Origin of the sequence: Viridibacillus arenosi, assembly GCF_001955655.1 — a bacterium.
In the GTDB taxonomy this organism is placed as follows: domain Bacteria; phylum Bacillota; class Bacilli; order Bacillales_A; family Planococcaceae; genus Viridibacillus; species Viridibacillus arenosi.
Genome location: NZ_MSPW01000002.1, coordinates 55,155 through 70,207, shown reverse-complemented (window position 1 = coordinate 70,207; position 15,053 = coordinate 55,155). Strand labels below are relative to the sequence as shown.

Here is a 15,053-nt window from a genome sequence, read left to right as displayed (position 1 = left end):
ATGTCTAAGGCAAAAGAAAAAAAGCCTGAAATACCTCGCAAATATTGTCGTCCGCTAGTCTTTGCCATGAGAATTAAGATGAAGGAGTGGTTCAACTTTGAAACCAACTACTGATCGGATGCTCAATCGTATTAAAGATGTGTATATGTACATTCTTAGCAATGGGACTGTAACTACGCAAGATTTAGTCGATGAATTCGGCATCACTCCTCGCACCATTCAAAGAGATTTGAATGTGTTAGCCTTTAATGACTTGGTGGAAAGCCCAAGTCGAGGTAACTGGACAACGACGCGTAAAAAAGTGAAAATGACATCATAGAACCATTCGACGAGTTAGATCTCACGCTTTTCGTTGAACAAGACGTTAACATTTGCCTTTATTTAGATTTATCATGCTGATCGCAAAAACGTCTTTTCAAAATTACTACTAAATTAATTACATGTAAAAAAAGAATGACCATGCTGCGTCGCTTGGTCATTCTTTTTGTTTTAAGATTTTAGGTTATTTAATTCTTCCTCAGTTAACTCGCGGTATTCACCAAGTTCTAATTGCTCATCTAATTTTAATGACCCCATTGAAAGACGCTTTAAATACGTCACTTTTTTCCCAACCGACTCAAACATACGCTTCACCTGATGAAATTTTCCTTCTGAAATTGTCAATTCAATTTCAGATGTAGGACCAGCATTTAATATAACTAGTTCGCCAGGTTTTGTCATATAGCCATCTTCTAGCATTACTCCTCTAGAAAATGCTTCAATATCCGCCTCAGTTACTTCACCATCAATTTGCGCATAATACACTTTTGGAACATGCTTTTTCGGTGACAATAAATTATGTGTCAATCCACCATCATTTGTGATCAACAGTAAACCTTCTGTATCTTTATCTAAACGTCCTACAGGGAACGGTTCAAAATGTGCATGAAAGGGGTCTAGTAAATCGATAACCGTCTGATCATGCAAGTCTTCTGTTGCTGAAATAACACCAGGTGGCTTGTGCATCATTAAATAAATGAATTCTTGATAATGCACACGCTCTCCTAATACTGACACATTTTGTTTTACAGGGTCTACATGTTTTGATACATCTTTTGCTACTTCGCCGTCAACAGTTACTGCTTTCATTTTCAGTAACTGTTTAACTTCTTTACGCGAGCCGTAGCCCATATTGGATAGTAATTTATCTAAGCGCATTTTTTCCTCCTACATGCCAAGCTTGCGTGAAATTCTTGTAATTCGTTCCCCTAATAATTTTTGGGCTAGGCCCACTCTTAGAGAACAATATCCGTATACAACAATTCCAACTGTTGCACAAATCGTTAAGTATAGTAGTGCTTGCCATTTAGTTTCTGCTACACCCATTAACAATAATAATTTATGGACGATGATAACAGTAGCAGCCATTATGGCAGTTAAAAGGGTGATTAAGATTGATCGTCTAATAACAACAAATGATTTGTAATTTAACGCTTTTTTCAGGACGACCATATTGATGCCGATTGATACAGTATAGCCAATCGCTGTCGCTATGATTGCACCTTTTGCTTGGAATGCTTCAATCAGTGGTATATTGACGATAAGTTTTACTAATATCCCTGTTAATAAACTGAAGACAATCCACTTTTGATAATCGATTCCTTGTAATAAGGCTGCTGTCACTTGGAAAAAGGCAAATAAAATCGCTACTGGTGCGTATGCTGCTAAAATACTCGCACCCATTGCATCATTTGAATATAACAAATGATAAATATCTTTAGACAGTATAGAGATTCCAACTACAGCTGGTAAAGTGACAAATAATAAAATTTGATACGTTTTATCCATCGCTTGAATAAGTTGTGTATGCTCTCTGTTTGTGAAATACTTTGTAATTGTTGGTATTAAAGCCATCGAAAAACCTGTTGCAAGCATGACTGGAATAATAACAATTTTATGCGTTGTAAAATTCAGCATACTCAAATATAAATCCGTTACACTCGATAAACCAATGTTCCCCATAGCTGTATTAAATGTTAGCATATCAACTAACTGGAATAGTGGGTTTGCCACCCCAACAAATACAAATGGAATGGAATAACGAATGACTTCGGAATAAATTTCTTTATACGATAACTTACCAGAAGAAACACTTTGAGAAAGCTTCAAATCAAACTCCGGTTTTAATCGTTTCCAATAATAATAGAGAATCAATAGTCCTCCCAGTGCTCCGATAAATGCAGAAAACACCGCAAATGAAATAGCTGTCTCTGCTAATCCTCCAAATACTTTCACTATTAAAAAAGATCCTATTAATAGCGCAATAATACGCACAATTTGCTCAATCAATTGTGAAATAGCAGTTGGTTTCATATGGTCATAACCTTGGAAAAAACCACGAACTAAACTCATAAATGGTACAACAATAAGCGCGAAACTAACCCAGCGAATAACTGATGCTATTTGAGCAACAGAAAAAACTTGCTCTTCATCTTTAATAACTAAATGTGCAATCGGCGTTGCTAATAAATAAAGGACTAAAAAGGATAAAAAACCAGTGATTGTCATGATGATTAAACCAGACTTCACAAGTTTTCGCCCTGACTCATAATCACCTATACTATTGTATTTCGATACAAATTTTGAAACTGCAATTGGTGCGCCTGAAATCGCCACCGAAAGCATTATTGTATATGGAATGTAGGCATACGAATATAACGCAACATTTTCTTGCCCTATGATGGCGTAAAACGGGAATACGTAAACGAGGCCAAGTAATTTCGATAAAAACATGCCAATGGTCAAAATGGCAGTGCTTTTCATTAATGATGACATACAACCCTTCCATTCTTCGTAAATCTAATGAACCTAAATGATAGTTTACAACTCAAAGAACAATTACTCAAATAGTTTATTTAAATCATGTATAATAAATAAAAAAAGAAAGTGAGTTCACATATATGTATGACGTCATAATAATCGGTGGGGGTCCCTCGGGCCTAATGGCCGCAATCGCTGCTGGCACTGAAAGAAAAAAAGTATTACTGCTTGAAAAAGGAACAAAATTAGGTAAGAAATTAGCTATCTCAGGAGGCGGTCGCTGTAATGTCACAAATCGCCTACCTGTTGAAGAAATCGTCAAACATATTCCAGGAAATGGTCGATTCTTATACAGCCCTTTTACTGTTTATAACAACGAAGATATCATTGCCTTTTTTGAAGGCTTAGGCGTCGCTCTAAAAGAAGAAGATCATGGGCGTATGTTCCCTGTCTCCAATCGTGCGCAAGACGTTGTAGATGCTATGATTAACGAATTACATCGCTTAAAAGTAGATGTTCGATTAAGTACAACCGTTAATAAATTATTAATGGATGAGAACAAAATTCTAGGCGTACGCTTAGCAAATGGTGAAGAAATACTTTCAAATGCAGTCGTAGTAGCAGTTGGTGGTAAAGCTGTACCACAAACAGGTTCGACAGGGGATGGCTATCCTTGGGCTGAGAAGGCCGGTCATACTGTAACAGATCTCTATCCAACAGAAGTTCCTCTACTTTCAAACGAAAACTTCATCCGCCTTCGCGAACTACAAGGATTAGCATTACGTGATGTAGCTGTTTCCGTGCTAAACAAAAAAGGCAAACCTTTAGTAACACATCAAATGGACATGCTTTTTACCCACTTCGGTTTAAGTGGACCTGCCATTTTACGCTGTAGCCAATTCGTCGTAAAAGAAATGAAGAAAAACGGTGGTAACCCAGTTACTATACGCATTCAATCATTAATGGATTACAACGAAGAATCTGCATTCCAAATGCTCTTTAAACTGGCAAAAGATGAGCCGAAAAAAGCATTAAAAAACGTGTGGAAAGGTATTGTACTTGAGCGCTGGCTATTATTCCTACTTGAGCGTGCTGGTCTAGATCCACAATCTATTGGAGCTGATCTTGCAGCAGAAAAAACACGTTTATTTGCAAAAGAATTGGTCTCATTTGAAATGACTGTGAATGGTACACAACCATTAGAAAAAGCTTTCGTTACTGGTGGTGGCGTTTCAGTAAAAGAGATTGAACCTAAAACAATGGCTTCCAAAAAGAAAACCGGTCTTTATTTCTGTGGTGAAATTTTAGATGTCCATGGATATACAGGCGGATACAATATTACTTCTGCACTTGTAACTGGGCGAATTGCTGGTATGAGTGCTGCTCAATTATGAACTAGCTCCAATTTTTTTATTCTTCCATTATTAAAGCCATTATTTCGATTTCACACGAAATAATGGCTTTTTATGTTATTTATACGAATTTTTTATAAATCGCTTTTTTATGGAAAAGAATAAGTATAGACTTTACAAACCTAAATTTTTAGCAATGATTACTTTCATAATTTCATTTGTTCCTGCATATACAGATGCGACAGGTATATCTCGATATCTTCTAGCAATCTTATACTCCTCCATATAACCATATCCGCCATGTAATTGCATACAATCACTGGAGATTTGCCGAGCAGATTCTGTTAACCAGTATTTCGCCATCGATACTTTTGTAACAATATCTTTTCCAGCTATATGATCTTCAATAAGAGCATCGAGGAATGATTTTCCTAGTTCAATTTTTGTCGCAATCTCAGCAATTTTAAATTGTGTGTTTTGGAAAGATGATATTGATTTTCCAAAGGCTTTACGTGACTTTATATACTCCAAAGTTGTCTCCAACATATCCTCTGCAGCTATTTGTGCTGAAATAGCAACAACTAGTCTTTCTTGCTGCAGTTTTTCCATTAGATAACTAAAACCTCTCCCTTCTTCACCTAATAAATTACTTACAGGGACTCTACAATCTTCAAAATATAATTCAGCTGTGTCTTGTGCATGAAGTCCGACCTTATCTAATTTACGACCTTTAGTAAAACCAGGTGTTCCTTCTTCAACAACTACTAAACTAATACCTCTATGTTTTGGCTCAGCGTGAGGATTTGTTTTAACAACTACAACAAATAAATTTCCATTAATACCATTTGTAATAAACGTCTTTTGGCCATTCAACACATAATAATCACCTTCTCGTGTAGCTGTCGTTTGAATATTTGCTAAGTCTGATCCAGTTCCTGGCTCTGTCATTGCAATCGCCGTAATAGTATCGCCCGTCACACAATTCGGCAACCACCGCTTTTTTTGTTCCTTTGAAGCAAATGACTCAATATACGGAACAACAATATCATTATGTAGGCCAACTCCTACTAAACTAGTTCCTACACGTTCTAACTCTTCTGAAATAATAACATTAAAGCTAAAATCTAAACCAAGACCACCATATTCCTCTTCTACTTGAGGACATAGAAAGCCCATCTCAGCAAGACTCTTCCAAAATGCAATTGGAATTATTCGATTTTTCTCCCACGTATCATAAAAAGGTGCAGCTTCTTTTTGTAGAAACTTTCGAAGCGATTCTCTGAACATCTCGTGCTCTTCTGTTTCAAATCTATATCTCGTCATAAATATCCCTCCTTACTCTATACGTTCAATAATAGTCGCATTTGCCATACCCATTCCTTCACAAATGGAAAGTAACCCGTAGCGACCACCTGTGCGTTCTAATCGATTCATTAAAGTCACTAAAAGCTTCGTTCCAGTAGCTCCTAATGGATGACCAAGTGCAATTGCCCCACCATCAGGATTTAACTTTTCAGGGTTTGCACCTACCTCTTTCAACCAAACTAATGGAACTTGCGCAAATGCTTCGTTTACTTCATATGTGTCTATTTCATCTATTGTAAGACCTGCTTTTAAAAGCACTTTCTTGGTCGCCTCAATTGGTCCAGTTAACATTAGTGTTGGATCTGATCCTGTAACACTTCTAGCAACTATACGGGCTTTTGGCTTCAAACCAAGCATATCTGCTTTTTCGCGAGACATCAGAAGAACAGCTGAAGCTCCATCACTCATCTGACTTGCATTACCTGCAGTGATAGTTCCATTCTCATCAAAAACAGTCTTCAACTCACCTAAAACTTCCACAGTAGACCCTTCACGAGGCCCTTCATCAATCGCAAAACTCTTTGTATCTCCATTTTCTAATTGAACATCTACCGGCACAATTTCTTTTGTAAAATGCCCATTTTCTATTGCCTCAAATGCTTTTTTATGACTTTCTGATGAATATTGATCAAGCTCCTCACGTGTTAAATTCCATTTTTCAACCATTCGTTCCGAGGACAATCCCTGATTTATAATCTCGTATTTTGCAGTTAATTTCTCGCTTGGTTTTGCTTCTCTTATATTCGAAAACATAGGTTCTCGTGACATACTTTCTACTCCTCCAGCAATGACGATATCCATATCGCCTGAAGCAATAGCTTGTGAAGCAAAATGAACTGCCTGCTGGCTAGATCCACATTGTCGATCGATCGTGACACCAGGCACATGAATTGGGAACCCAGCAATTAGTGCCGCTGTTCGCGCAATATTACCAGCTTGTTCCCCTGATTGTGTTACGCACCCTAAAATAACATCATCGACTTCAGCTTTTTTTATACCTGTACGTTTCACAAGTTCATCAAGCAAAACTGCTGCCAGCTCGTCTGATCTATAGCCAGATAGAAACCCCTTTCTTCTGCCTACCGCTGTCCGTACTCCATCTACAATTACAACTTCTGTCATTTTAAACCCCACCTTTTCTATTTATTAATAACCAAGAAACTCAGCTTTTCGTTTTTCTACAAAAGCTGCTTTTCCTTCTCTGAAATCTCTTGTTTGAAACACAATAGATTGGCCATATGCTTCCATTTCTAAAATATTTTCCAAGGATACGTGTGTAGCTTGATGCATGATTCTTTTAGCAATACCAAATGACTTTGTAGGACCTTCTGCCAATGAAACTGCAAGTGCTCTACCTTTTTTCACAGCTGTTCCATCTGCAACAACTTCGTTGATCAAGCCATATTCCAGCGCTTCATGGGCCGTTATTTTTTTGCCAGTGAACACTAATTCCGCGGCTTTATGCATGCCAATCTTTTGTGGAAGGAAATATAATCCCCCCATATCAGGGATTGCTCCTACTTTTGCGAAAATCTCTGAAAATATGGCACTTTCATCCGCAACGATCAAATCACAGCAAAAAGCAATATTGCACCCTGCTCCAACTGCTGGACCATGAATCGCTGCAACAACAGGCTTTTCCATATTATAAATACCCGTAATTGCCTCATGCCCTTTTTGCAAAAACTCTTTAACTGCAACTGTATCAGTGGTGTCGATTCCAAAGTCTTTCAAATCACCACCCGAACAGAAACCCCTTCCGTTTCCGTATAGTAAGACTGCTCGTATATTCTGATCATTTTTTGCCTCCATTACCGCTGCGGCTAAATCTGATACTAATTCATAATTTACAGCGTTTAACTGATCTGGCCGATTTAACTCAATTTCATAAACCCCATCTTTAAATCTAGTAATAACTGTAGACACCAAATTGTTCCTCCTTTAACGAGGTCTAATGCTAGGACACGTTTACCATACTGAGTCATGTTGTAGTTTGTTGATTTAAATATTCATCACGTATCACGCGCTTCAATATTTTACCTGCTCCGCTTTTTGGCAACTCCGATAGAAATTCAATTGATTTTGGTACTTTATAATTTGAAACTATTGGACGAATGGAAGTAAGAATCTCCTCTTCTGTCGCAACAGTACCTTGTTTTAATACAACAGCAGCTCTGACAACTTCTCCCCACTGCTCGTGAGGTACACCAAATACCGCGCATTCTAACACAGCCGGATGGCTTGATAGTGCTTGCTCTACTTCCACTGAATACACATTTTCTCCACCCGTAATAATCATGTCTTTTGCTCGGTCAACTACATAGAAAAATCCTTTTTCTTCTTTATATCCCATGTCTCCAGTAAAATACCATCCATTCCGAAGAGCTTGCGACGTTTCCTCAGGCAAATTCCAATAGCCCTTCATGACATTGGGACCCCTTGCGATAAATTCGCCCACTTGACCAATTGGTACCTCATTACCTTCCTCATCCACTACCTTCATTTCGATGAACTGAACAGGTTTCCCACATGAAGCAAGACGCTTTTCCTCTTCCTTCGTCCCATTAATAATATGATCTTTCGGCTTCAAGAGAGTCAGAACCGGAGATGCCTCGGTCATGCCATATGCCTGAAACAACTGCGCGTTAGGCAACATTGTCATGGTTTTTTTTAATAGTCCCGTAACCATAGGTGAAGCACCATATAACATTAACCTAAGTGAAGACGTATCATATTTCTCGAAATCTGCTGAATGAAGTAGCATATTAACCATCGTGGGCACTAACATAACAGCTGTCACCTGTTCTTTTTCGATGACATGCAATACATCTTTCGGTGTAAACTGGCGCACCACCGTGTGTGCTCCTCCGGCTAACGTTACCGCAAAAGTAGATGCTTGATCCGCAAGATGAAACATAGGTGCCGCATGCAGATAAATATCACTTTCCATATATTCAAAATTCAAAGCAACATGAAGTGCATTTGACAGCAAATTTTTATGTGTTAACATGACGCCTTTGGAGCGTCCAGTTGTCCCTCCTGTATAGAACAAACCAGCTACATCCTCTTCCTGTACGTCTTCGTAGACAAGCTCTTCTACGGACTCCTCATCAAGCAAGGCCTCATACGAGAGTATATCTAAGTACTCATTTAGCTCTGAGGCATCTCGATTTTCAGACAAAATTACATGTTTGATACCAGATACTCGCTTTTTCAGCTCGTCAACAATAGGTAAAAATTCTTTGTTGACGTATAAAATCTCTACCCCTGCATCATTTAGTACATAGGCGTTCTCTTCTAAACTAAAACGCGTATTCAGCGGCACAACGATTCCGCCCATTGCTGTTATACCGTATATCAATTCAAGATAGCGAAAATCGTTCAGCAGAAGTAAGGCGATACGCTCTCCTTTTTTCACGCCCAATTTTTTTAGAGATTCTTTCAGTTTCGCAGTCCGTCCCTCTAATTCCTTATAACTATATCGATGATGCCCGTCGACAACAGCCAGTTTCTCTGGACAATTTCTAACCGTACTAAGTAGACTTTTTGTTAGAATCATTATCTTTCACCTCGGTATAAGTTTTTTTAACATCTAATTGTTGAAAAAAAGAGTCCCTTCAAATCCGCTCCGGCTGCCACTTGATAGGCGCCTATACTCAATTTATATAGTTATTTATTCATTAATTACTTTTAACTGTCTCTCGCAGTTGAAACTTCATCAATTTCCCAGAAGTATTGCGAGGCAATTCGTTTTCAAATAGCACTTTTCTTGGAATTTTATAACCCGATAAATTCTTTCTACAATAAGCTTCCAACTCTACAAGATCTATCGTCTCTCCATTTTTTTGTACAATAACAGCCGTCACGACTTCTCCCCACTGCGGATCGGGTGTTCCAATGATTGCGATATCTGCAATTTGTGGATGTGCGCTTAACACGTTCTCAACCTCAACAGAGTAGACATTTTCTCCACCTGAAATAATCATGTCTTTACTTCTATCAACTATAGAAATGTATCCTTCGTCATCTTTTACACCTAAATCCCCGGTGTATAACCAACCATCTCTTAACGTGCTTGCCGTTTCCTTAGGCTTTTTATAATATTCTTTCATAATCGTACTACCTTTAAGAATAAGTTCTCCAACTTCACCTGCCTTTGTTTCAAGTCCATTAGGTGCAACGACTTTCACTTCCGTTAACAACAAGCCGTCCTTACCAGCTGACCCAACTTTTGTCTTATGTTCCTCCGGAGATAAGAAAACACCTGTAGGACCTCCTTCTGTTAATCCACATAAGCTGTAAAAATTATGCGTTTTGAAAAATTTGATACATTGATTGACTTGTTCAGCAGACATAGGTGCTGCACCATAAGAAAAACGGTTAATAGATGAAACATCATATTGATCTTTATCCGTATATTCAAGCATTAATTTATACATTGTTGGAACTGCGAAAAAGTTCGTGATTTTATATTTCTCAATGTCTCTAAATATAGCTGCAGGGTTAAATTCTCGGTGTATCACGTTAAATCCACCTACGAAAAAACTACTTGTTAAACATATTACTAGCTGCGCCGCATGATATAACGGTGCAATATGAATAAATTTTTCCTGCGCGTTGTAACCAAACGTTCCAATCATCCCCACATTTACATTTGTCACACGTTGATGGTCAAATAGTGCACCCTTTGGATTACCCGTAGTTCCTGAAGTATACAAAATATGAAGGTCGTCCGTACCGTTAATTTCAATAGATGGCTCAGAAGTATCCTTAGATAAGATAGCTTCAATTGACAAGTTTCCTTCGATGCTTGGCGTTTCAACAGTAATCACTTGGCGGATAGCAGGGATGCCATTTTTAGATGCTTGAATTAACTCTTCATAGTCTTGATCACAAATGACAAGGACACTGTCAGACTGATTCAAGATGTAATTCGCTTCTCTTTCAACTAACCGAAAATTCATCGGCACAATGACTGCCCCTATTTTGGCGCATGCATAATAAGAAATAGCGAAAAAATCGGAGTTTTTCATCATAAGAGCCACTTTTTCTCCCTTGTTCACTCCTAAGTCAAGTAAACCGTTGGCAAAGCGGTTCACAGTTTCATTAAACTCGCCATAAGTATATGAACGGTCTTCATAAACAACTGCCATTTTATGCGGGTGTCTTACGGCATTTTGCGCTAAAATATTTACAATGTTCATCTATTAAATCCTCCAATACAATATAATTGAACATTCAGAAATTTGATTAGTCATTATGAGATAAGGCAATGATGTCCGCTCTGTTCCTACTGATTCATCGCTTAACGTGGTGACATTCGAATTCCACCATCTAGACGAATCACTTCACCGTTTATATACTCATTTTCAATCATGAATAGTACCAACGATGCGTATTCAGTCGGTTTTCCAAGACGTTTTGGAAACTCGACCATGCTTTCCAATTTCTCAACCACTTTTTCTGACAAGGTCTCTGCCATTGGTGTACGGAACAAACCAGGCGCAATCGTATTAATACGAATGCCAAAAGAAGATAGGTCGCGCGCAACTGGCAAAGTCATTCCTGCGACTCCAGCTTTACTTGCACCATAAGCTGCCTGCCCCATTTGCCCGTCAAAAGCAGCTACTGATGCCGTGTTAATAATAATCCCACGTTCGCCTGCATCTGTAAGAGGTTCATTTTTCGCCATTTCTGTCGCTGCTAATCTCAGTACATTAAAAGTCCCATTCAAATTGATATCTATCACTTGTTTAAAGTTTTCTAAAGGCATTGCTCCAGAACGGCCTAATGTCTTTTGAGGAGTTCCGACACCTGCGCAGTTCACACAAATATGCACCCCTCCAAATGTCTCAATGACTTTCACAATTCCAGCCTGTACAGATGCATCGTCCGTAACATTTACAAGCGCGTAAACAACGTTTTCACCCAATTGTTCACAAGCCTGTTGTGCTTTTTCTTCATTCAAATCAAAAATGACTACTTTTGCTCCTCTTTCTACTAAACTTGTAACCGTACCAAGTCCTAAACCAGAAGCTCCACCTGTAACAATTGCTACTTTATCTTTTATATTCATGTTCTCCACTCCAATTCTTTTATTGATCAAAATTTGCTGCCTTCACCGATAGAATTCCTTTTATAAAGCAATAGTTTGAACTACTACTGATTGAGGTTAATATCCTTCAAAAACTGGTTTTCGTTTTTCTGTGAAAGCAGCTAATCCTTCTGCCATATCGTATGACTTTGTATGCGCTTTCAACGATAGCAATTCTTGTTTCAATGCGATTTCTACAGGTTGCTCCAATCCATCCGTTACAAGTTGTTTCATCTTGCGAAGGACCAAAGGACTTTTCTCCGTAATTTTGTCTGCAATCTCTTGTACAGTAATTTCCAATTCCTCAGAACTAACTACTTCTTGGACAAGTCCGTATTCCTTCATTTCAGCTGCACTAATAAATTCTCCAGTGAACAGTAAGTACTTCGCACGGTTAACACCAATTTTTCGTGGCAACTTTACAGCGCCACCTGCTCCAGGTAACACACCGAAATTAGCATGAGCATCTCCGATTTTCGCTTTTTCAGACGCAATCACAAAATCGGCCGTCATCGCAAGCTCTAGACCGCCCGCCAATGTAATACCGTTTAATGCAGCAATTAAAGGTTTACTCAACTTTTCTAACTTCCCAAAAAGCTCTTCACTTAAATCTAATAAGCCAGGTTCCTTTTGATACTTCACCTCAAGGTCTTCCAGTAGTTCCTTTAAATTTGCTCCTGCACAAAATGCTTTCCCCTTGCCTGAAAGTACAACAACACGGATGTCATCATCGTTTTCCGCTTGGACAATTGCCTCCTTCAAAGCCAGCAATAAAGCTTTTCCTATTGAGTTCATTTCGTCTGGGCGGTTTAAGTAAATCCATGCTGTTTGTTTACGTTTTTCATAAATAATTGGTTGATTGCTCATTGTAAATTGCCCCCCTTTATTTAAATACGCCTTGTTCTTTCCATTCTCTAATTTGATGCTCACTAAATCCTTGTCCTTCTAAAATTTCTGCTGTATTTTCACCGACAGCTGTACCTACATGCTGATAAATTGGTTTAGCTGATGAAAATTTGATTGGAGTAGCCATTTGTTTTTGACTAGAGCCATCTGCTTTCGGGACATCTACAATCATTCCCCTTGCTTGGAGTTGTGGATGATCGCACGCTTCAGCAAACGTTAATACTGGTTCCACGCATGCCTCTAAATCTTCATCAAACACGGTAAGCCATTCTTCATAATTCTTTGTTAAAAAGACTGCTTTAATTTCTTTCTTAAACATGCCTTGGTCCTCTGCTTGTTCACTCATCCCCAATTCAAATAATTCCGATTTCCCAAGAGCCTCGCAAAGTATTTTTTTAAAGGGTGGCTCAATGCTACCAACGGAAAAATATCGTCCGTCTTTCGTTTCATAGAAATCATAAAATGTGCCACCATTTAACTGCATTTCTTCTGGTTGTGGCTCGATTCCTCCGACGAGATATCCCGATCCATATACCGCATTCATTGAAAAAGCAGCATCTGTCATACTTACGTCGATGTATTGCCCTTCTCCAGTCTTCTCCCGATGAACAACAGCTGCCAATATTCCAATAACCGAATGCAATGACCCACCCGCTATATCCGCAATTTGGATACCCATCGTTGTCGGAACTTTTCCTTTACGACGTGAGTAGTCCATTACACCAGCCACTGACAAATAGTTATTATCATGCCCTGGTCGATTGCGGTAAGGACCTGTTTGACCGTATCCTGTCAGCGAACAGTAAATGAGTTTAGAATTCACCTTCTTTAGTGATTCATAATCAAGACCTAAACGCTCCATAACACCCGGCCTAAATTGTTCAATAACGATATCGTATTCGGCCACTAACGTTTTAATGATTTCCACTGATGCCGCCTGCTTCAAATTTAATGTCAACGATCGTTTTGAGCGATTTAAATACCCGTGGGCAGCAGACAAATCATCTTTGTCAAAAGGTGGTGTAACTCTGATTAAATCGACTCTTGTTGAGGACTCTACCCGAATTACTTCAGCACCTAAATCAGCGAGCATCATCGTGGCATACGGTCCCGGCAATAAGGTTGAAAAGTCTAATATTTTCAATCCATTTAATATGCCCATTATCGATTAACTCCCCTTCTTTTCTTATTTTCCAAAAATACCTCTACTAATAATCTCTTTCATAATTTCAGAGGTACCTCCAAAAATCCTTTGAATTCTAGCATCCACAAAAGCTCTAGAGATTGGATATTCCCGCATATACCCGTATCCTCCGAATAATTGTAGGCAACCGTCTACGATTTTCCCTTGTGCTTCAGTGCATGTAAGTTTAGCCATACTTGCTGTCTCAGTATCAAGTTCTCCTCTTTCTAATAAATACAGACATTCATTAACAAACGAACGATTCACTCTTGCCTCCGTCTTCATTTCTGCAATGCGAAATTTAGTATTTTGAAATTGACTAATTGGTTTTCCAAATGCATTGCGTTCACTTACATAAGTGATGGTTAAATCTAGTACTCCTTCCATTGCTCCTTGGGCTCCTATTGCGATTGTTAACCTCTCCCTTGGAAGTTCCTTCATTAATGTTATAAATCCTCTATTTAATTCTCCTAAAATTGCTTCCTCCGGAACTAATACGTCTTCTAGAAACATTTCAGATGTGTCACATGCATGTAATCCTATTTTTTGAAGGTTTTTCCCTCGGCTTATACCTGAAATTGATAAATCTACAATAAATAATGTTGTTCCTTTTGATGCAGGTACTTGGAAATCTGTTTTAGCAACAACAATCACGAAATCACAAAGTTGGCCATTACTAACAAATGTTTTCGAACCATTTATAACGTAAGTTGATTGAACTTCATCAAACCGGGCTGTTGTTTGAATTCCTTGAAGATCACTTCCAGCTCCGGGTTCAGTCATTGCAATTGCACCGACAAGTTCACCAGTAGCCATTTTTGGTAGGTAGTAATTTTTTTGCTCTTCATTTCCTGAGCTCAATATGTAATGAGCAATAATATTAGAATGGACCGATAAATTAACAGCAATTGCTGCATAACCTAAACGATTCAACTCATCGATCACTGTTACAGAATAAGCGAAGGGCGCTCCTGACCCACCGTATCTTTCTGGAATATCTATACATAACAGCCCTTCATCCCCTAGCTTTCTCCATAATTCACGAGGGATTGATCCACTTTCTTCCCACTTACTATAGTCAGGTTCAATCACTTTCTTTGCTATGGATTGAATGGATTTACGAAATAAAAACAATTCATCTGCTTGATATAACTCACTCATTGTCATATATAATTCTCCTTTACACTTTGACGATGCCAGACACCTCGACCTTTAGTACGCTTTTTTCATTTTGATTGTATGTTGTTAATGAGATCGTAATAATTTCTCCTCTTCTTTGTCTTGAACCATATGAAGAATTTCAATTGGCTCTGATTGAAATTTCTGCCTGACTACGAATTCATTTAATCTCAAC

The 15,053-nt window shown here is 38.5% G+C and carries 13 protein-coding genes; 2 read left to right on the top strand and 11 right to left on the bottom strand.

Going from position 1 to position 15,053, the window contains the following annotated elements; genetic code table 11:
- Positions 1–97: 97 nt before the first annotated feature.
- Positions 98–319, top strand: a complete 222-nt coding sequence (locus tag BK137_RS04245; RefSeq protein WP_038187960.1) for a DeoR family transcriptional regulator — start codon at positions 98–100, stop codon at positions 317–319.
- 170 nt (positions 320–489) lie between these two features.
- On the opposite strand, the gene BK137_RS04240 is transcribed toward BK137_RS04245, so the two are convergent.
- A complete protein-coding gene (locus BK137_RS04240; protein WP_038187965.1) occupies positions 490–1,197 on the bottom strand; it encodes a pseudouridine synthase in 708 nt (235 codons plus the stop codon).
- 9 nt (positions 1,198–1,206) lie between these two features.
- Positions 1,207–2,814, bottom strand: coding sequence for a putative polysaccharide biosynthesis protein (locus tag BK137_RS04235; RefSeq protein ID WP_038187970.1), 1,608 nt, complete (start codon positions 2,812–2,814; stop codon positions 1,207–1,209).
- Between the two features lie 125 nt (positions 2,815–2,939).
- On the opposite strand from BK137_RS04235, the gene BK137_RS04230 reads away from it, so the two are divergent.
- The gene (locus BK137_RS04230; RefSeq protein ID WP_038187974.1) at positions 2,940–4,193 is read left to right on the top strand and encodes a BaiN/RdsA family NAD(P)/FAD-dependent oxidoreductase; all 1,254 of its coding nucleotides are present in this window, start codon (positions 2,940–2,942) and stop codon (positions 4,191–4,193) included.
- A gap of 132 nt (positions 4,194–4,325) precedes the next feature.
- Here the strand turns inward: BK137_RS04230 and BK137_RS04225 are convergent, their stop codons facing one another.
- The 9 genes from BK137_RS04225 to BK137_RS04185 form a co-directional block, all read right to left on the bottom strand.
- On the bottom strand, positions 4,326–5,474 hold the full coding sequence (locus tag BK137_RS04225; RefSeq protein WP_038187977.1) for an acyl-CoA dehydrogenase family protein: 1,149 nt from the start codon (positions 5,472–5,474) through the stop codon (positions 4,326–4,328).
- A gap of 12 nt (positions 5,475–5,486) precedes the next feature.
- A complete protein-coding gene (locus BK137_RS04220) occupies positions 5,487–6,638 on the bottom strand; it encodes a thiolase family protein (protein ID WP_038187981.1) in 1,152 nt (383 codons plus the stop codon).
- A gap of 24 nt (positions 6,639–6,662) precedes the next feature.
- Positions 6,663–7,442, bottom strand: coding sequence for an enoyl-CoA hydratase/isomerase family protein (locus BK137_RS04215; protein ID WP_051448788.1), 780 nt, complete (start codon positions 7,440–7,442; stop codon positions 6,663–6,665).
- Positions 7,443–7,497: 55 nt separating this feature from the next.
- On the bottom strand, positions 7,498–9,075 hold the full coding sequence (locus tag BK137_RS04210) for a long-chain-fatty-acid--CoA ligase (RefSeq protein WP_038187987.1): 1,578 nt from the start codon (positions 9,073–9,075) through the stop codon (positions 7,498–7,500).
- Positions 9,076–9,196: 121 nt separating this feature from the next.
- Complete coding sequence (locus BK137_RS04205; RefSeq protein WP_038188006.1) at positions 9,197–10,720, bottom strand: long-chain-fatty-acid--CoA ligase; 1,524 nt, start codon at positions 10,718–10,720, stop codon at positions 9,197–9,199.
- A gap of 101 nt (positions 10,721–10,821) precedes the next feature.
- Positions 10,822–11,592 (bottom strand): 3-hydroxyacyl-CoA dehydrogenase, encoded by a 771-nt coding sequence (locus BK137_RS04200; protein WP_038188011.1) that lies wholly within the window; start codon positions 11,590–11,592, stop codon positions 10,822–10,824.
- 96 nt (positions 11,593–11,688) lie between these two features.
- Positions 11,689–12,477 carry an enoyl-CoA hydratase/isomerase family protein gene (locus BK137_RS04195; protein ID WP_038188016.1) on the bottom strand — a complete coding sequence of 263 codons (789 nt, stop codon included), beginning with the start codon at positions 12,475–12,477 and terminating at the stop codon, positions 11,689–11,691.
- Positions 12,478–12,493: 16 nt separating this feature from the next.
- The gene (locus tag BK137_RS04190) at positions 12,494–13,678 is read right to left on the bottom strand and encodes a CaiB/BaiF CoA transferase family protein (protein ID WP_038188021.1); all 1,185 of its coding nucleotides are present in this window, start codon (positions 13,676–13,678) and stop codon (positions 12,494–12,496) included.
- 24 nt (positions 13,679–13,702) lie between these two features.
- Positions 13,703–14,866, bottom strand: coding sequence for an acyl-CoA dehydrogenase family protein (locus BK137_RS04185; RefSeq protein ID WP_235175761.1), 1,164 nt, complete (start codon positions 14,864–14,866; stop codon positions 13,703–13,705).
- Positions 14,867–15,053: the final 187 nt, after the last annotated feature.

Excerpts from the sequence above, each read along its gene's own strand:
- BK137_RS04240 (WP_038187965.1), bottom strand. The coding sequence starts at position 1,197 with ATGCGCTTAGATAAATTACTATCCAATATGGGCTACGGCTCGCGTAAA.
- BK137_RS04235 (WP_038187970.1), bottom strand. The coding sequence starts at position 2,814 with ATGTCATCATTAATGAAAAGCACTGCCATTTTGACCATTGGCATGTTT.
- BK137_RS04230 (WP_038187974.1), top strand. The coding sequence starts at position 2,940 with ATGTATGACGTCATAATAATCGGTGGGGGTCCCTCGGGCCTAATGGCC.
- BK137_RS04225 (WP_038187977.1), bottom strand. The coding sequence starts at position 5,474 with ATGACGAGATATAGATTTGAAACAGAAGAGCACGAGATGTTCAGAGAA.
- BK137_RS04220 (WP_038187981.1), bottom strand. The coding sequence starts at position 6,638 with ATGACAGAAGTTGTAATTGTAGATGGAGTACGGACAGCGGTAGGCAGA.
- BK137_RS04210 (WP_038187987.1), bottom strand. The coding sequence starts at position 9,075 with ATGATTCTAACAAAAAGTCTACTTAGTACGGTTAGAAATTGTCCAGAG.
- BK137_RS04205 (WP_038188006.1), bottom strand. The coding sequence starts at position 10,720 with ATGAACATTGTAAATATTTTAGCGCAAAATGCCGTAAGACACCCGCAT.
- BK137_RS04200 (WP_038188011.1), bottom strand. The coding sequence starts at position 11,592 with ATGAATATAAAAGATAAAGTAGCAATTGTTACAGGTGGAGCTTCTGGT.
- BK137_RS04195 (WP_038188016.1), bottom strand. The coding sequence starts at position 12,477 with ATGAGCAATCAACCAATTATTTATGAAAAACGTAAACAAACAGCATGG.
- BK137_RS04190 (WP_038188021.1), bottom strand. The coding sequence starts at position 13,678 with ATGGGCATATTAAATGGATTGAAAATATTAGACTTTTCAACCTTATTG.
- BK137_RS04185 (WP_235175761.1), bottom strand. The coding sequence starts at position 14,866 with ATGACAATGAGTGAGTTATATCAAGCAGATGAATTGTTTTTATTTCGT.